A 17955-nucleotide genomic window follows, 5' to 3' on the forward strand; every position below is an offset into this window, starting at 1 on the left:
GAAACAAATACATGTCGAAATTTTATGCTGTAGCAAATGGTGCAAGTGGAACACCAAATATATATGAAAGCTGGCCTGAGTGTCAGAAAGAAATAAAGGGAGTTAAAGGTGTTATCTATAAAAGCTTCACAACAAGAGAATTAGCTCAAAATTTTCTCGATATGCAAACTAGCAACTGCAAAACATTGGAAACAGCTGATCATACTTTGCTTACTATATATGTTGATGGAAGTTTTAAGGAGGTAGTAGGTAATTATTCATACGGGGTAGTAGCTGTGTTGAATGATGAAGTAGTTTATGAGGAAAGTGGTGCTGGTAATAAAGAACCAGAGGCAGTTGCATTAAGAAATATTTCGGGGGAACTTACAGGTGCTATGAAGGCCGTTACTTATGCTGTGAAAAATGGATATAAAGAAATCAACCTTTGTTATGACTATCAAGGCATAGAATGCTGGGCACTTGGAACTTGGAATAGGAAGGCGCCTATTGCCGAACATTATCATGGGTTCATGCAAGAAAATTCAAAACTTATTAAAATTAATTTCATTAAGATAAAGGGACACACTGGTGTAACATATAATGAGCGGGCAGATGTGCTTGCAGGAATGGCATTAGGTGAATGAAATGGATAAAATACTTATTATTCAGAAATCCTGTAAAAAGTAATTTCAAAGTTGATATAAAAATAAAGCATACTGGCAATAGAAAGTATATACATAAATGCAAATATGATACAATAAACTATAATATAAAAACATTTACAAAACACTGAAAACTAGTTTTGAAATCAATATAAGGAACTTTAGAAAATAAGCTGACAACTTTGAAGTTCCTAAATTGTTGCGCTCTATAAAATAAGAAGGTGAAAGCAATTGGTTTTAGAAGAGACTGAAAAGTTTGTTAATGGAGGTACAGAAAAACTTACTTACAGCGGAAGAATTGATTTTTCACATTCTTTGTCACCAGTATTTATATTTCCCGGGAGTTCAGTTTCAATGGCATTTACTGGTTCAAAACTTAAAATATTAATAAAAAATAATCATAGCTATTATGATAACTATATAGGTTGTATTTTAGATGGAATACAGAAAAAATTCCTGCTTTCAAATGATAACAGTATACAGGAAATAATATTGAAAAATGATTCACGAGAGGTTAAAGCCCATGAAGTAATAGTTTTTAAAAGACAAGATTCCTGTCATGAATTCACTTTCTACGGTTTTATTATAGATAAAGATAGTGAGGTAATCATGACACCTAAAAAGTCAGGGCGATGTATAGAATTTTATGGGGACTCCGCGGCGGCAGGAGAGCAAATTGAGGATACAGATTATTTAGTAACAAAAGAGAGTAATTATAATGGACAATATTCAAATGCTTGGTACTCCTATGCAATGATGACAGCGAGAAATTTGAAGGCTTGTGTGAGTATTATCGCACAGGGCGGCATATCTCTTCTTAATAATACGGGATATTTCCATTCACCAGATAGAATTGGAATGGAAAGTATTTATGATAAACTTCATTTCAATCCAGATCTTGGGGATGTAATTAATTGGGATTTTAAAAGATATATTCCCCAGGTAGTAGTAATTGATATTGGGCAAAATGATGCATATCCCGAAGATTATATGAAGGCGGATAAAGATGGAGTGAAGGCAAAAATTTGGAAGGAACATTACAGGAGCTTTGTTTTAAATATACGCAAAAAGTATCCTCATGCTTTGATAGTGCTTACTACCACTATCATGAAACATGATTCATCCTGGGATCGTGCCATAGGAGCTATATGCATGGAGATAAATGATGAAAAAATAGTACACTTTATTTACTCATTTAATGGACGCGGTACGCCATTTTGCACAAGGGTATGGCATGCTGAGGAGATGTCTTTTGAACTTAGCATGTTTATAAAAGGTTTTGAACCGGAAATTTGGAGAACATCATAATTTTCATAAGATAAAAAAATAAACATTATATGAAAAGGTTATCATAAAATATTTATAACAGGACTATATTTTAATATCATAATAAATCACAGAAATAAAATATATTTAAGAGGGGGATTCTAGATGAGGAGGCATTTACAAAAAATTTTTATGGTTGTTGCAGTAGCGGCAATGATGGGATCATTGTTTGTTGGTTGTGGATCAAGTGGCACTACTGGAAATTCCACCAAAACAGGTGACAGCAAAGCAGTTACAGATAAGAACTCAACGCCTAGGGATGAAACACTGTATTTTAATGGACAGCAGTGGGGAGCAATTAATGATTGGAATCCATTATCTAGTAATTCAAACAATGCATTAGGTGTTACGCAAAAGGATTCATCCAGAACACTAAGTTATGAAACCCTTTACATGTATAATATGTTGGATGCCAAAATGTATCCATTATTAGCAAAGGGAAATCCTGTATGGAATGATGCTCATACCATACTTACTGTTAAAATTAATAAAGATGCAAAGTGGAGTGACGGGACCACAGTTACAGCTGATGATGTAGTCTACACATTTGATACAAATGTTAAATACCAAAGTTCAGCTGGTTTAGACTATTCAACATATATCGAAAGTGTAAAAGCACCAGATGCTTCCACAGTTGTATTTACAGCAAAATTAAATAGTTCAGGTCAAGCAGTCAACCCATTAAAGCTTGAAGAATATTTACCAAAACAATTTGTAATGCAAAAAGCATATATTAAGAAAGTTGAAGCAAGAGATAATAATGATGCTACCAAAATTAAGACTGATAAGATGGATGATTTCGTTGCATCTGGACCATATAAACCTTATATATCCAATGACCAAAAGGTTGTATTTAAGAGAAATGATAGTTACTGGGGAAAGGCAACTTCAATGTGGGGTAAACTTCCAGTTCCTAAATATATTGCTCAAAATTTGTTCAAAGATAACGCTTCTGGAGATACAGCTTTCAAGGCTGGAGAAGTTGATGTTTCTCAGCAGTTTATAAGTAATGTAGCAAGTATGATGTCAGGCGGAAAAATATCAACTTATTTGCCAGAATCTCCATATTATGTAGCGGCTACAATGCCAACTGCTTGGTATAATTTAAAAAAGCCAGGACTTGATCAAGTTGCAGTGCGTAAGGCAATTGCTATGGCAGTTGACTATGACCAGATTATTAAAACAGCTATGGGTGGCTATTCACCATCATTTACAGATGTACCACGAAGTCTTATGAATCCAACAAAAGGAGAACAGGCATTAGTGGATCAAAGTGCATTAAAGAGCGTTCAGTGGGCTGGAAATGATATTGATGGAGCAAAAAAACTTTTGGATGCTGCAGGCATAAAAGATACAAATGGTGATGGGATTCGTGAATATAATGGGAAAAACCTTTCATTTAAGGCAGAATGTCCACAGGGATGGTCAGATTGGAATGCTTCACTTGAAATTGTAGCAGCAGCTGGAAAGAAGATTGGTATTGATATTCAAACGTATTTCCCTGATGCAAATACATTTTATGATGATTTATCAAACAAGAACTTTGATATAGCTATGTGGAGTCCATCAGGGGCAGGTATCTCAAACCCTTGGACACGTGCTTACGGCATACTATCAAGTTCATATAACTCAATGAAAACTCAAATGCTAGGAAACTATGGCGGATTCTCAAATGCAAGGGCGGATCAGCTTTTAGAATTAATTCCCCATGAGACCGATCAAGCAAAGCTTAAATCATACTACACAGAGTTATCTAATATTTATTTAACACAAGTACCATCATTTGCATTAATGTATCGACCAGAAGTATTTTATACAGTTAATGAAAGTGTATGGACCAATTTTCCACAGCAAGGGTCAAAATCTAAGCAAGGGATTGAGATACCTCCATATGATTTAACAGATGGGTATGGTATTGCAGGATTGTATTCACTTAAATTAACCAGTAAATAAATCACTCAAAGATTGTGCATAAAAATTAGCCATACTTTCCTGTTAACAAATGAAAGATGTGGCTAATTTTCATTTATTATAAATTATGTTAAACAGAATTAAGGCTAAGGAAAAAGAATATTTATTTATCTGAAGGAATACTAGAGGGGTTGGTGTCTTGAAAGGTTATAAAAAATATTATTTTAATAAGGTAATATGGTATGTGTTAACTCTTATTGTTGCGGTGGGCTTGAACTTTCTTTTGCCACGCCTAATGCCTGGCAACCCAGTATCAGCCATAGCAGTAAGAGCATCAAATGGTATGACTGACCAAACAGCTATACAGAAAGTTTATGAAGAATACGTAAAAACTTTTGGAATAAACAAACCTTTGTATGTGCAGTTTCTACAATTTGTTAAGAATTTATTTAGAGGTGACTTAGGTGTGTCATTTACTTATTACCCAAGAACGGTATCAGATATATTAGCAAAATCTGTATGGTGGACAGTATGTTTGCAACTGCCGGCTATTCTTGTAGGTTGGTTTTTGGGTAATATTTTAGGTGCTGTGGCAGCATATATAAAAGGAGTTTGGGATAAAGCTATACTTCCAACTTTTTTATTTTTAAGTAATATGCCTGCATTTGGAATGGCTATTCTATTACTATTTTTCTTTGGAGTTTATTTAAAATGGTTTCCAACATCACTGGGATATGGATACGATTTAAATCCAAATGTTAGCCTCCAATTTATTGGGTCAGTTATTTATCATTATCAACTTCCATTTTGGTCAATTGTACTTATTACCATTGGAGGGCAGGCTATTGGTATGCGTTCAATGTCAATATATGAACTTAATGCAGATTATGTTAAATATAGTCGTTTCCTTGGTATCAAGGACAGGAAGGTTGTAAAATATGTATTTAGAAATGCAATGCTTCCTCAAATTACAGGACTTGCATTATCATTAGGAACTATGGTAGGTGGTGCATTAGTAGCTGAGATTATTTTCAGTTATCCAGGGCTTGGGACTACTTTGCTAGCAGCTATAACTGGAAGAGATTATCCGCTTATTTCAGGATGTACACTAATTATTACCATCATGGTACTTATTGCAAACTTGGCTGTGGAAATACTTTATGGTTTTATCGATCCAAGAGTCAAGGCAGCGCAGGAGGAGTGATATTATGAAAAATATGATAAAACAAGTATTTCATTCTCCTAAATTTATTATAGGGTTTATAATCTTCATGTTTATGTTACTTACAATCATATTTTATCCATTGATAGTAAGAGCAGATCCTTTAAATATGATAGGTGGGCTGTTCAATAAACCTGGAACGTATATATCGGTAAAAGATGTAGTTCAGACAAATGAATATAGCTTGAAGATAAACACAGTTTCAGCAAAACTTAATTCTATATCAGAAGAAGATAAAAAGAGTATGGCTGACTGGCTTATTAGATTTGGGAATGTAAAGAAGTCTGAAATAAATATTAATAATGCAACATCTCTTGTTGATTTATGGAACGAGAATTATAAGGAAGCTGCGGAGCAAACAGGACTGCTTGCTGCTCAGAAGCAAGGATATATGAGACTTAATGACAAAATAAAAGAACTAATGAGCAATGCTGATGTGTATATTGCAACTAAAGATAATAACGGAGAATTAGAGTCAAAAGCTCCACTTGATTCACAGGCGTTTGTTAACACTAATGATATTTTAAATGAAAAAACATTTATTTTGGGAACTGATAACTTTGGACGGGATGTGCTAACAGAACTTGTATCGGCTATGGGCACATCACTAAAAATAGGATTAGTTGCAGGTATTACAGCTACACTTATTGGATTGGTACTAGGACTACTTTCAGGATACGTAGGAGGAACATTAGATGATTTTATTATGTTTGTCACAAATATATTTACAGTTATACCCTCTTTTATTCTATTAGTTTTGATATCATTTAGTGTAGGGCAAAATGCAAGAGGTGTTATGCTTACAGCATGCATTATCGGTATTACTTCTTGGCCATGGACCACAAGGTCAGTACGATCTCAGGTAATCTCTTTAAGAAACCGTGACCACGTTAATCTCTCAAAATTGTCAGGACATAGCCTTCCCAGAATTATTTCTACAGATATACTGCCCTATGTGGCTTCCTACGTAGTAATGGCATTTATCCTTCAGATATCTTCTGGTATTCTTGCTGAAGCACAGCTTTCTATGCTTGGTCTAGGGCCAGCTACAACTAAAGTTTCAACACTTGGGCTTATGATGAATTGGGCTATGGCATACAAAGCACCTCTTACTGGAGCTTGGTGGGCTTTTGTGCCAGTGATTTTGGCAATCACTTTGATATCATTTTCACTTAATTTGATGAATACAGGGCTTGATCAGGTGTTCAATCCACAATTAAGAGATTAAGGAGTAAAATATGGGGAAAATTATGCTTCAAGTAAATAATTTAAATACAAAATATATAACTAGGCAACGAGAGGGGGTATATGCAGTTAATGACGTATCTTTAAAAATAGAAGAAGGAAAATCCCTTGGCATTGCTGGTGAATCTGGATGTGGGAAATCTACTCTGGCACTTAGTTTGATGGGGTATTATTTCTCACCTCTTCATTATATAAGCGGGGACATTATCATAGATGGAAGGAACATTTCAAGCATGAATCCAGATGATGTACGAAAGCAGGTTTTAGGAAACGAAATTGCCTATATTCCACAGGCTGCTATGAATGCACTAAATCCCACACAAAAGATTATAAGTCTCATTCAAGATGTCATTTATGCTCATAATCCAAAGGCATCAAAAAAAGATATAAGCGACCTTGCTAAGGAAAGATTTGAGCTTTTGGGGCTACCTTCTGAAGTATTGCAAAAGCATTCGGTGGAATTGTCCGGTGGTATGAAGCAACGTACTGTTATTGCTATTTCAACTATCCTTTCACCAAAAGTACTTATTGCAGATGAACCGTCATCAGCCCTAGATGTTAGTTCTCAGAAGATGGTTATTAAGATGCTGAGAAACCTTATGGAAAAAGGATTGATTAAATCTATGATTTTTATTACCCATGAACTTCCTCTTCTTTATAATGTAACCAATGATATTATGGTTATGTATGCAGGACAAATGGTGGAAAAAGGGAGCGCTAGGGAAATGGTATTTGACCCTAGGCATCCATACTCTAAGGGACTAATGGGTGCAATCATCGTTCCTGAAGCAGGTATTAAAAATAGAAAACTTACTGTGATTTCTGGCACTCCACCAAATTTAAAGCATCCGCCAGAGGGATGCAGATATGCGAAAAGGTGCAAACTTGCACGAACGGAATGTAGCATTCAAAAGGTTGAGGAAAGGAATTTTAGTGATGGCAGAATGTATCGTTGTTTATATTCAATAGAGGAACTTAAGGAGGCGTATGCTTATGAGTAACGAAAAAGCTGCTACTTGTCTAAGTGGAAAAGGTATAACTAAAATATTTGGGAATAAAAAGACAAAAACAATTGCTGTAGATCATGTGGATTTTGAATTTTGTAAAGGTCAGGTTATATCTATTGTAGGGGAGAGTGGAAGTGGTAAAACCACAATAACTAAGATGATATTGGGTCTTACTAGTGTGACAGAAGGTGAGATATACTTTGATGGAAAGATAAGAGATATCTCTTCCCATAAAAAGAAAAAGGATTACTGGAGGGGAATACAAGCGGTATTTCAAGATCCATTCGCCGCTTTCAATATGTTTTATAAGATAGATGCCGTACTTTTAGACTGCATAAATATGAGGGGGGGAAAACATCTGTCAAAGGAGAAAAAGACTGAATTTATGACAGAGGCTTGTGGCTTTGTAAATTTAAAATTCCAGGAACTTACTAATAAGTATCCGTTTGAACTATCAGGTGGGCAGATGCAACGTCTAATGATTGCAAGAATCTTTTTATTGAAGCCTAAAATTCTAATTGCAGATGAGCCTACATCTATGGTTGATGCATGTTCAAGAGCGACCATACTGGATATGCTGTTAAAATTACGTGATGAGAATAATATGACTATTGTATTTATTACACACGATATTGGTCTTGCATATTACGTATCGGATGCTGTATATATAATGGAACATGGTAAATTCGTGGAGCATGGCAGTGCAGATGAAGTTATATTAAATCCAAAAGAAACTTACACTAAAAGGCTCATAAGTGATGTGCCTAAGATTTATGAAAAATGGGATTTGACAACTGTTGGATAGAAAATCAAATGATAAGTTAAGAGTTAAAATTTTTAGGGATGCGAGCGGAGTTGTTTGTATAAGTCTATTTGCATCCCTAAAGATTAGAGGAGGAGAGTTTTAATATTGGTTTTAAAAACGCTTGAAATTATAAACAGCATCTTTTAATGCCAGCATTATTTCCTTACAGGAAAAAATAATTTCTTTAGCAGTAAAATAAACAATTCTTGCCACGAAAACAATAAGTATAGTAGCAGCATTTAAAATAAACACAACAACACATTTAACCAAGGCAAGTATCTTTTTAAAAATAAATACAATTGAAGCACAAATTTTTTTTATGGTTTGAGTCTTAGTTCCTGTAGTATCAGAGTAATCCGATGTTTTGAATTTGTCCACTTTTTCAGGGCCATTTTTAATAACTAATCTACTAGTAATTTTCATTAATTCATTACGTATTTCACCGTAGATCTCATTATACTTAGCATTCATTATAGCTGAAAACTTAGTTCTAGATATTTGCTTTGAACAAGTAGTAGTGTACTTGCTAATTTGTTTTGAGGAAGAACTAGCACCTATAGCAACTGAATTTGCTAAAGCAGTAATATATTCTGTAGCTTTTTTTGAAAAAGTAATAATATATTTGCCAAACCATTTTTTAAGCCCATTGAATTTAGTATTTTTCTCTATAACTTTATCCATTCTAATAGTAGCATCTTTTTCTATAATTTTATCTATCTCTATGGTAGCAGTAGTATCTTCGGTATTAGTATTTTTGTCACTCATTTTAATATCATCTCCTTTATAGCACATATCAATTGTACCAGCTATGTGAATACATTTTAACATTTTTATGATCTCACAGCTGGTTTTATAGAGTGTTGTAATAAAGTGTTATTATTTTCGAAGGAAAATAGGATCAATATTCAATATAGTGAACTAAGAAGGTGATATCGAATATTAATATTGGTAAGATATAAATTAAATAGTTTTTAAATTAGACTATGTTTTTTAAAGCAATTATAAATACCATCATTATTAACAGAATCTGTGATTTCATCAGCAATTAATTTTAGTCCTTTTTGTGCATTACCCATAGCAATACCTAACTCGCAATATTCTAGCATTTCTGCATCATTCATACCGTCACCAATAGCAATTGTGTTTTTTTGTGAAATTCCTAGATGTGATATTAATACTTTAATGGCTGATGCCTTATGTATATCTGGAACCATAAGCTCACCACTACCTTGTCCAAAAATAGGCATGGTGCATTGTATTATATTAAATTCACCTTCAAATTCTTTTTTTATATCTTCAAATAACACTTCTTTATTCTCTAGGAAACAAGCCTTATTTATATCACCGTGATATAAATTTTCTTCTCCTAATATTAGTGCTGAGACGAATGGATGCGGATGCTTATTTTTTCTTTCTTGGGCAATAGGATCGTTATCTAAATCACCGTATATACAAAGTTCAACATGTGGTAGCAGATTTTTGCTAGCAAACAAACCACCATTTGATTCTAAATAAAAATCTATATTATGTTCATTAAAGTAACTTACCATATGCAACACACTTTCATCAGAAACTTTTTGGTGATATAACATTTTATCACCAATTTCAACATAACCGCCGCCGGCACTTATTATTCCATCAAATCCAACATCCATGATAAAATCATAAATTTCTGCTTTAGATCTACCTGTGCACAAATAAATTGAATGTCCATTTTTTCTAGCCATAATACATGCCAATTTTGCTGACTCTGGAATGACGTCGTGTTCATCTAACAAAGTTCCATCAATATCTAGAAAAATAATTTTTTTATCCATAGTATAAGCCCCCATAATATAATGTTGTTGTAGCAATCAATAAAAATTTATGTATACTGCATTAATAAATATAACATAATTATATTCAAATTTTAAACTTATAGCTATGACAATATTAACTCTGTTATTTGTTATTAGTTTGTGGAACTAAAATAAAAAAACACAAAATAAGAATAATTTGACAACAGAACATATGTTTGATATAGTGGAACTTACTCAGAGAGCGCAGCGAGTCGAGTTTCCGTGAGTCGAGTTTCCGTTAAAAAAATATGATTTTCTAGCTACAAAGTGTATATTAGAAAAAGAAAAACATTATACAAACATCAGGAGGAAAATACAAATGAATGCAGAGATGAAACATAAAAAAATTATAGAAATTGTTAAAGATAAATTAACTTGTTCAGCTCATAATTTAGACCATGTATTTAGGGTATATAATCTATGCTTACTAATTTCAAAATATGAGAAAAATGTTGATTTAGAGATCTTGCTTCCTGCAGCATTACTACATGATATTGCAAGAGTAGAAGAAAGTGGGGATAAAACAGGACAAATTGACCATGCCGTTTTAGGTAGTGACATGGCTGGTGAAATATTAAGAAATTTAGAATATGAAAAAGAAAAAATCAAAAGGATAAAACATTGTATTAAAACACATAGATTTAGAACAGGGAACATACCCAATACCATAGAAGCAAAAATACTTTTTGATGCTGATAAACTTGATGTTATTGGTGCAACTGGAATTGCTCGAACATTTATGCTAGCAGGACAATTTGGACAAAGATTAACAATAGATGAATCGCTTGAAGATTATTTAAATAGTAATACTGTGGAGAATGGAAGGCTAAAAGATGTTTCAAAACATACACCTTTTATTGAATATGAATTGAAGTTCAAAAAGATTCCTGATAAATTGTACACAAAAAAAGCAAAAGAAATAGGAGTGCAGCGGCTAGAATTTATGGAAGAATATTTCAATAGATTAGAGGAAGAACTTACCCAGGGAGCGTAGCTAGTGGAGTTTCAATAACTATGCGGAATTGGCTGGACGGTTAATTTTGCAAATCCAATTTCCTTGTTTCTTGTTTTGGTGTTTATTATTTTTATTGTTTGGAGTGTATTTTTCAAGTGAGGAAAAGAAACACTCCAAACAATAAAAATAATTTTAAAAAAATTTCATGATATTCTAATTTAAATAATTATAGTTACATCTGTTCCGTCACTGGCATGTACTTCTAAAAGGGTTAAACCTTTATAATTACGTAATACATCAAAACCTTTTTTTAGTTCTCTAAAGTCTATACAATCAATGTATTGTTTTTGATTTTCTGGAATATATCTTCTGGCAATTGATACTCCAAAGCCTCCAAAGCTCAGGGCGGCTTTTACTAGGATTATCGGGGCTGGTATTTTGAAACTTTTTCCACTATTTAATTTTATATATATTTTCAACTTTATTCTTACCCCCATATACATATAAACATTGTAGTTAAGCATGTTTTAAATAGTTATTCTATAGACACTTCAACTATGTCACCATTGCTACTTTTTACATCCACGATTTTACCTTCAAGCCCTGAATCAATTGCTTCCATAATCATTTTTATATCTATACCCTCTGCATCAGATATGCCTGGAATTTTAATGTTATTAACAGCATTTCCAATAGCTTTTAAAAATTTAACAGGAACGTTCACATTTACAATGTCTTTTGTAGCCGACAAAACTTTTACTTTTAGCATCTTATCTAGGTTACCTAATGCAGATAATTGTGGTACATCAGAAGAGTTGTTAATAGCTTCAATGAGCTCACTTGCTTTATCTAAATCGATTTTTCCATCCTCAACCATTTTTAAAATTCTTTTAATTTCTTCTTTCATATTTAATACATCCTTTCAAATTTTAATTTTCCTTCATCAAATTTATGGCCTGCTGGGCTGATATATCGCCTTTTTCTAGCATATCTAGTATTTCTTTGTTGTTAGTTGTGGCCTTTTTAACTTCAGTAGAATAGCCAAGTGCAGCAACCACTTCATCTAATTTAGATCTTACGGTGGGATATGAGATGCCAAGCTCTTTCTCTACGTCCTTAATATTTCCTCTACACTTTAGAAAAACTTCCATGAAATTAAGATGTTCCTCTTCTAAGCATTCAAACTTAGAAAACTCAAAGTCATTTTCAAGTACAGTACCACATTTGTTACATTTAAGTTTAATAATATGTAGTTTTGAACTACATATAGGACATTTAGTTATTACTTTATAGGTCATAATTACTATCTCCTTTTCTATATTTTTATTATAATATGATATATTAAATAAATCAATACTTAAATTAAATAATTTAATAATAATATTTAAATTTATTAATATAATCAAATAATTGATTGATTATATTAAGATAACTCTATAAAAACAATTTATAATTATATTAAATATATTAGTAAAAATATAGATAAAATACTAATAAGCTGTAAAATATTTTAAAAAATAATTTAATTTAATTCATGGTTTGTTTTGTAAATAGCAAAGAAATTATGATATAATAGAACATATTATTGTGATATAAAAAAATATGCTTATTTTTTACAAATGCATACCAAGGTAAAGGAAGATAAAATATGGAAATGCTGTCTTTAGGTGAAAAAATCAAATCAAGAAGAAAAGATCTTAGTATGACGCTAAAAGACTTAGCTGGAGATAGAATAACACCAGGTCAAATAAGCCTAGTGGAATCAGGTAAGTCTAATCCGAGTATGGATTTATTAGAATATTTAGCAGGAGCATTAAATACTTCCGTGGAATATTTAATGGAATCTGAAGAAACTCAAGCGGAAAAAATATGTAGTTATTATGAAAATGTCGGAGAATCGCATATTTTGAACAATGAACTCCAACTAGGTGAGCAATTTTTGGAAAGTGCTATGTATTATGCAGAAAAGTATTCTTTGGATAGTCGAAAGGCCAAAAATTTATATCTACGAGCAATAATAAGTACAGAACAAAATGAAATGGGACTAGCACAGCAGTATTTTTTAGCCGCGAATGCTATTTTTATTAGAATCGGTCTACAAGAAGATGTAATTAACACATATGTGAAGCTTGGCAAGATAACACTTGATTTAAAAGCATATCACTCATCTTGTAGTTACTTTCAGCAGGCGGAAAAGGTTTTCCAGGAAAATGATATTGGAAATGATTTTTTACTTGGTGAGATATATTATTATATAGCTCTTATTTATTTTAAGCTAGATAATATGGATAAGGCAATAAATTACAGCTATCTTGCAAAAGAAAAATTTTTTGAAATAAACAATAACAAAGAGTATGGCAAATCACTTTTGCTATTATCTAAGGAGTATATCAAAAAGCAGGATATAAACAATGCAATAAAATATTCAAAAAAATCCCTTGATGTATTTAAGAAAAATAAAGATATGGCATATGTTGGTGATATAGAAAATGATTTGGGTAGATTATTTTATGAATTTGATAATTTAGAAGAATCTTTTATTCACTTAAATAATGCCAAAGAAATCAGGATAAAAAGTGACAAAAATTCAATTATTGAAACACTCTCAAATATATGTGATAACTATATTAAGCTAAAAAACGTTGAAAATGCACGAGAAGTACTTAGAGAGATAATGGAAAATATATCTACGGAAAACGCAGATAGCTTAATAAAATATTATTTACTAAAATATAGAGTGGACATTTTGGATAAAAATATTAAAGATGCAGAAAAAACTTTACTTATGGCGTTAGATTATGCAAAAGAAGTATCCCTTACAAAATATGTAGGTGAACTTTCTATAACTATTGGTAAGTTTTATATGGACAATGGTGATGATAAACAAGCAGCTGAATATTTGAGCCAGGGCGTTGAAGCATTTAAACAACTTGGAGTAGTTAAATACATATAAGCGGAAAAGATAGGTGAGTGGGGCATGGAAATACTATCTATTGGTGAAAAAATCAAAAGATCACGTATATACAAGGGATATACTCTTAAGGATGTATGTTCTGATCAAATATCAATTTCTAAAATGAGTTGCATTGAAAATGGAAAAATAGTTCCAGAAGATTGGGTAATAAAATTAGTTGCAGAAAGATTGGAGATTGATATCGACTATTTAACAAAAGATATTAAAGAACAATTAAAAGAAAACTTGAATAATATCTTTTCTAATTCTATTAAATCTGAACATGAAAAAATGTTTAAATATAACTTGGAATACGCAGAAGAATATAGATATTATTCAATCGCTTTTAATATTATGCATTTATTATTTAATTATTATTTGGATATAAGAGATGTTAATTCATGCCAAGGTTACACTGCTAAATACTATAATTTATGTGGGAAAACTGGCGAAGATAGTAATAGATTAATTTATTATCTTGATATTGGAAGATATTTGTACATGGGAAATGAATATTTTCAAGCAGCAAGTTATTTTAATAATGTACGTAAAGACTTAATTTTAAACGGATCAAAAGATTACAAGATGATTACAAATGCCATTTATCAGGAGGCAAACTGCTATTTACTTATAAAAAAGTATGAAAAATCTTATGAAATAGTTGTTAAGCTAATGGATTACATGGATGAACTGAATCGAGATGATTATAAGGCTGAAATTTATAATTTATTGGCTGTTCTTTGTATTAAAGTGAATAATGATAAATTTGAGGAATATAAAAAGCTATCTTTGGAGTTATGCGAAGATAACGTTAGAAAAAGAGCAATTTTCTTGTACAGATATGGATCAGCAATGATTGGTACAAAAAAAAGCGAAAATGCCTATGAATATATAGGCAAAGCAATGGATTTATATCCTGATGAGGATAAATTTGGTTATGTGAATTTTATGATTGATGTAATACAAACTTTGATAGATATAAATAAAATTGATAAGGCAAGGGATCTTACGGATAAGATATTAAATTATGCAATTGATTTGGATAATCATGTTTTTATTGAGAAAGCCTACTACTTTAAGGCAGTAACAATAAGTAGTACCGAAACATTTCAAATGGTTGAAATGTATATGAATTTATCCTTAGATATTTTATTGAAAATAGGTACTAAGAAGCAGGTTTATAATAGGTATTTAGAACTAGGTAATTTATATTACAAAAATGAAAACACTCCTGAAGCACTAAAATATTTTTCTTTTGCAATAAAATTAAGTGAAAAATTATAATAAAATAAAATTATTAAGTTATATTTTAATGGTTAGTATATAATTAAGGGTGTTAGTTTAACACCTTTAATTAATTTTTTTGTAAATTATTTTTTTAGGAGATGGAATATATGAATAGTGAAAAATTAACAGTTAAGGTTGGAAAGGCAATAAATGAATCTAGAGAGGTGGCTATAAAGAATAATCATCAGAGTATAGAGGTTATACATCTTTTTATGGCACTAGTCTCTGAGGAAGATGGTCTTATTCCTAATATTTTCAGTAAAATGGGTGTGGATGTAGAAAAATTAAAAATAGATATTCAAAAGGAATTAGATAGAATGCCTAAAGTACTTGGCAAAGGTGCTGATAATTCTTCAATATATATAACTAGAAAATATGATGAATTATTTGTTGATGCTGAAAAAATAGCCACGGATTTTAAAGATTCATATATAAGTTCAGAACATGTAATCTTAGCAATTTTAAATCTTGGTAGAAGTGAGCCTATATCAGTTATACTAAAAAACAATAATGTATCCAAAAAAGAATTTCTGCAGGTTCTATCAAAAGTAAGAGGAAACCAAAAAGTTGACTCACAAGATCCAGAAGGAACTTATGACGCTTTAAATAAATATGGGATAAATCTTGTAAGTGAGGCAAAAAAGCATAAATTAGACCCTGTAATTGGAAGGGATGAGGAAATAAGAAGAACTGTAAGGATATTATCAAGACGAACCAAAAATAATCCGGTTTTGATAGGAGAGCCTGGTGTTGGAAAGACGGCAATTGTTGAAGGTCTTGCAGAGAGAATTGTAAAGGGGGATGTTCCAGATGGTTTAAAAGACTGTATTCTTTTCTCTTTAGACATGAGTTCACTTATAGCAGGAGCAAAGTTTAAGGGAGAATTTGAGGAGAGGCTAAAGGCTGTCTTAAAGGAAGTACAAAGTAGTAACGGGAAAATAATATTATTTATAGATGAAATTCATACTATTGTTGGAGCAGGAAAAAGTGAAGGTGCAATGGATGCAGCAAATATAATAAAACCACTTCTTGCCAGAGGAGATTTGCATTGTATTGGTGCTACTACTTTTGATGAATATAGAAGGTATATAGAAAAAGACAAAGCACTTGAAAGAAGATTTCAACCTGTTGTAATTTCAGAACCAACTGTTGAGGATACAATCTCTATTTTAAGAGGATTAAAAGAAAGGTTTGAAATTTATCACGGAGTAAGAATACATGATTCAGCAATTATAGCAGCTGCAAAGCTTTCTAATAGATATATAACGGACAGATTTTTGCCAGATAAGGCCATAGATTTGATTGATGAGGCGGGGGCCATGATTAGGACAGAAATAGACAGTATGCCAGCGGAGATGGATACACTTAAAAGAAAAATATTTCAAATGGAAATTGAGAAAGAAGCTCTAAGCAAAGAAAGCGACGAGGCTTCCAGAAAAAGACTAGAAATAATCGAAAAAGAGTTAAGTGAGCTAAAAGAAAAAGATAAAGAATTTACTTCGAAATATGAAAAAGAAAAATCCAAAATAACTGAGATCAAAGAATTAAAGACAAAACTCGAGGAAGCAAATGGGCTTATCGAAAAAGCAGAACGAGAATATGATTTAAATAAAGCAGCAGAGCTTAAATACGGAGTAGTACCAAAGCTTACAAAGGAAATAGAAGAAAAACAAAATCTAATTCATGATAAAAAAGAAAATTCAATTTTAAAAGAAGAAGTAACAGAAGTTGAAATATCAGATATTATTTCAAAATGGACGGGAATACCTGTGTCAAATCTTTTGGAAGGTGAGAGGAAAAAACTTCTGAGACTTGAAGATGAGCTTAGCAAACGAGTTATAGGTCAAAGTGAAGCCATAACATCTGTAGCAAATGCTGTTATAAGGGCGAGGGCTGGACTTAAAGATATAAAAAGACCTATTGGTTCATTTATATTCCTTGGACCTACAGGCGTTGGGAAAACAGAACTAGCCAAAACATTAGCTAGAACACTTTTTGATAGTGAGGAAAATATAATAAGAATTGATATGTCAGAATATATGGAAAAATATTCTGTGTCAAGGCTTATTGGAGCACCTCCAGGATATGTTGGTTATGAAGAAGGTGGGCAACTTACAGAGGCTGTAAGAAGAAAACCATACAGTGTAATATTATTTGATGAAATAGAAAAAGCTCATGATGATGTATTTAATATATTTCTCCAAATTTTAGATGATGGAAGGCTTACCGATAGTAAAGGGCAAACTATAGATTTCAAAAACAGTATAATAATAATGACCTCTAATATAGGAAGCAGATATTTGACTAATGATGATGTTAGGGATGGTATTAGTGAAGAAGTTAAAAAGAACATAATGAATGACATGAAGTCCAGATTTAAACCTGAATTTTTAAATAGGCTTGATGATATAATAATGTTCAAACCATTAAATGTAGAGGCAATAGTAAAAATTATTGATATATTTACTGAAGATATAAAAACAAAACTCAGAGAGAAAAACATAAAAATTACAATTGAAGATAGTGCAAAAAGAATTATGGCTGATGAAGGTTATGATCCTGTATATGGAGCAAGACCACTAAAACGATATATTGAAAATAATCTTGAAACTAAAATTGCCAGAGAAATTATATCTGGAAATATTAACGATGGTATGACCATAAAAGTTTCAGGAGAAGACAATGATTTATTGATAGAAAGTTACAAAAGCTTAACTAATTAGAATTAAGAAAATATGTTAAATTGTGCTATACTTATAATAATA

At 31.8% G+C, this 17955-nt stretch carries 16 protein-coding genes and 1 pseudogene; 12 read left to right on the forward strand and 5 right to left on the reverse strand.

Annotated features, from left to right (window positions below):
• Positions 1 to 11 precede the first annotated feature (11 nt).
• The 7 genes from BR66_RS0109445 to BR66_RS0109480 all read left to right on the forward strand — a co-directional run bounded on the left by BR66_RS0109445 (position 12) and on the right by BR66_RS0109480 (position 8157).
• Complete coding sequence (locus BR66_RS0109445; RefSeq protein ID WP_026882719.1) at positions 12 to 623, forward strand: ribonuclease H1 domain-containing protein; 612 nt, start codon at positions 12 to 14, stop codon at positions 621 to 623.
• 249 nt (positions 624 to 872) lie between these two features.
• Complete coding sequence (locus tag BR66_RS23500; RefSeq protein WP_051624166.1) at positions 873 to 1949, forward strand: SGNH/GDSL hydrolase family protein; 1077 nt, start codon at positions 873 to 875, stop codon at positions 1947 to 1949.
• 123 nt (positions 1950 to 2072) lie between these two features.
• Positions 2073 to 3920: an ABC transporter substrate-binding protein gene (locus tag BR66_RS0109460; protein WP_026882720.1), complete on the forward strand. Its 1848-nt coding sequence runs from the start codon at positions 2073 to 2075 to the stop codon at positions 3918 to 3920.
• Positions 3921 to 4077: 157 nt separating this feature from the next.
• Complete coding sequence (locus BR66_RS0109465; RefSeq protein ID WP_026882721.1) at positions 4078 to 5082, forward strand: ABC transporter permease; 1005 nt, start codon at positions 4078 to 4080, stop codon at positions 5080 to 5082.
• A gap of 4 nt (positions 5083 to 5086) precedes the next feature.
• Complete coding sequence (locus BR66_RS0109470; RefSeq protein ID WP_026882722.1) at positions 5087 to 6328, forward strand: ABC transporter permease; 1242 nt, start codon at positions 5087 to 5089, stop codon at positions 6326 to 6328.
• A 10-nt stretch (positions 6329 to 6338) separates the two neighbouring features.
• A complete protein-coding gene (locus BR66_RS0109475) occupies positions 6339 to 7346 on the forward strand; it encodes an ABC transporter ATP-binding protein (protein ID WP_026882723.1) in 1008 nt (335 codons plus the stop codon).
• Positions 7339 to 8157: an ABC transporter ATP-binding protein gene (locus BR66_RS0109480; RefSeq protein ID WP_026882724.1), complete on the forward strand. Its 819-nt coding sequence runs from the start codon at positions 7339 to 7341 to the stop codon at positions 8155 to 8157. The genes BR66_RS0109475 and BR66_RS0109480 overlap by 8 nt, the downstream gene beginning before the upstream one ends.
• A 111-nt stretch (positions 8158 to 8268) precedes the next feature.
• On the opposite strand, the gene BR66_RS0109485 is transcribed toward BR66_RS0109480, so the two are convergent.
• Positions 8269 to 8922, reverse strand: a complete 654-nt coding sequence (locus tag BR66_RS0109485) for a hypothetical protein (RefSeq protein WP_156946269.1) — start codon at positions 8920 to 8922, stop codon at positions 8269 to 8271.
• Between the two features lie 206 nt (positions 8923 to 9128).
• The gene (locus BR66_RS0109490) at positions 9129 to 9974 is read right to left on the reverse strand and encodes a Cof-type HAD-IIB family hydrolase (RefSeq protein ID WP_026882726.1); all 846 of its coding nucleotides are present in this window, start codon (positions 9972 to 9974) and stop codon (positions 9129 to 9131) included.
• Between the two features lie 340 nt (positions 9975 to 10314).
• Between BR66_RS0109490 and BR66_RS0109495 the strand changes: the two genes are divergently transcribed.
• Both BR66_RS0109495 and BR66_RS26795 read left to right on the forward strand, forming a co-directional pair.
• Positions 10315 to 10989 carry an HD domain-containing protein gene (locus BR66_RS0109495; RefSeq protein WP_026882727.1) on the forward strand — a complete coding sequence of 225 codons (675 nt, stop codon included), beginning with the start codon at positions 10315 to 10317 and terminating at the stop codon, positions 10987 to 10989.
• 24 nt (positions 10990 to 11013) lie between these two features.
• Positions 11014 to 11109 (forward strand): annotated as a pseudogene (locus BR66_RS26795) (DUF5808 domain-containing protein); the annotation flags it as partial.
• A gap of 59 nt (positions 11110 to 11168) precedes the next feature.
• Here BR66_RS26795 and BR66_RS0109500 read toward each other — a convergent pair.
• The 3 genes from BR66_RS0109500 to BR66_RS0109510 are packed head-to-tail and all read right to left on the reverse strand — an operon-like array spanning position 11169 to position 12248.
• Positions 11169 to 11429 carry a hypothetical protein gene (locus BR66_RS0109500; protein WP_026882728.1) on the reverse strand — a complete coding sequence of 87 codons (261 nt, stop codon included), beginning with the start codon at positions 11427 to 11429 and terminating at the stop codon, positions 11169 to 11171.
• A 56-nt stretch (positions 11430 to 11485) separates the two neighbouring features.
• Entirely contained in the window at positions 11486 to 11857 is a 372-nt protein-coding gene (locus BR66_RS0109505) for an SHOCT-like domain-containing protein (protein ID WP_026882729.1), read from the reverse strand.
• Between the two features lie 22 nt (positions 11858 to 11879).
• Positions 11880 to 12248 carry a DUF2089 domain-containing protein gene (locus BR66_RS0109510; RefSeq protein ID WP_026882730.1) on the reverse strand — a complete coding sequence of 123 codons (369 nt, stop codon included), beginning with the start codon at positions 12246 to 12248 and terminating at the stop codon, positions 11880 to 11882.
• A 350-nt stretch (positions 12249 to 12598) separates the two neighbouring features.
• Here BR66_RS0109510 and BR66_RS0109515 point away from each other — a divergent pair, with 350 nt between their 5' ends.
• The 3 genes from BR66_RS0109515 to clpB all read left to right on the forward strand — a co-directional run bounded on the left by BR66_RS0109515 (position 12599) and on the right by clpB (position 17913).
• Positions 12599 to 13903, forward strand: coding sequence for a helix-turn-helix transcriptional regulator (locus tag BR66_RS0109515; protein ID WP_026882731.1), 1305 nt, complete (start codon positions 12599 to 12601; stop codon positions 13901 to 13903).
• A gap of 24 nt (positions 13904 to 13927) precedes the next feature.
• A complete protein-coding gene (locus BR66_RS0109520) occupies positions 13928 to 15187 on the forward strand; it encodes a helix-turn-helix domain-containing protein (RefSeq protein WP_026882732.1) in 1260 nt (419 codons plus the stop codon).
• 110 nt (positions 15188 to 15297) lie between these two features.
• Complete coding sequence (clpB, locus tag BR66_RS0109525; RefSeq protein ID WP_026882733.1) at positions 15298 to 17913, forward strand: ATP-dependent chaperone ClpB; 2616 nt, start codon at positions 15298 to 15300, stop codon at positions 17911 to 17913.
• Positions 17914 to 17955 lie beyond the last annotated feature (42 nt).

The organism is Clostridium akagii DSM 12554, from assembly GCF_000686725.1.
GTDB lineage: Bacteria > Bacillota > Clostridia > Clostridiales > Clostridiaceae > Clostridium_I > Clostridium_I akagii.

Coding starts and splice junctions, on each gene's coding strand:
- clpB (WP_026882733.1), top strand. CDS start 15,298: ATGAATAGTGAAAAATTAACAGTTAAGGTTGGAAAGGCAATAAATGAA.
- BR66_RS0109515 (WP_026882731.1), top strand. CDS start 12,599: ATGGAAATGCTGTCTTTAGGTGAAAAAATCAAATCAAGAAGAAAAGAT.
- BR66_RS0109510 (WP_026882730.1), bottom strand. CDS start 12,248: ATGACCTATAAAGTAATAACTAAATGTCCTATATGTAGTTCAAAACTA.
- BR66_RS0109445 (WP_026882719.1), top strand. CDS start 12: ATGTCGAAATTTTATGCTGTAGCAAATGGTGCAAGTGGAACACCAAAT.
- BR66_RS0109490 (WP_026882726.1), bottom strand. CDS start 9,974: ATGGATAAAAAAATTATTTTTCTAGATATTGATGGAACTTTGTTAGAT.
- BR66_RS0109475 (WP_026882723.1), top strand. CDS start 6,339: ATGGGGAAAATTATGCTTCAAGTAAATAATTTAAATACAAAATATATA.
- BR66_RS0109480 (WP_026882724.1), top strand. CDS start 7,339: ATGAGTAACGAAAAAGCTGCTACTTGTCTAAGTGGAAAAGGTATAACT.
- BR66_RS0109460 (WP_026882720.1), top strand. CDS start 2,073: ATGAGGAGGCATTTACAAAAAATTTTTATGGTTGTTGCAGTAGCGGCA.
- BR66_RS0109485 (WP_156946269.1), bottom strand. CDS start 8,922: ATGAGTGACAAAAATACTAATACCGAAGATACTACTGCTACCATAGAG.
- BR66_RS0109470 (WP_026882722.1), top strand. CDS start 5,087: ATGAAAAATATGATAAAACAAGTATTTCATTCTCCTAAATTTATTATA.
- BR66_RS0109520 (WP_026882732.1), top strand. CDS start 13,928: ATGGAAATACTATCTATTGGTGAAAAAATCAAAAGATCACGTATATAC.
- BR66_RS0109495 (WP_026882727.1), top strand. CDS start 10,315: ATGAATGCAGAGATGAAACATAAAAAAATTATAGAAATTGTTAAAGAT.
- BR66_RS0109505 (WP_026882729.1), bottom strand. CDS start 11,857: ATGAAAGAAGAAATTAAAAGAATTTTAAAAATGGTTGAGGATGGAAAA.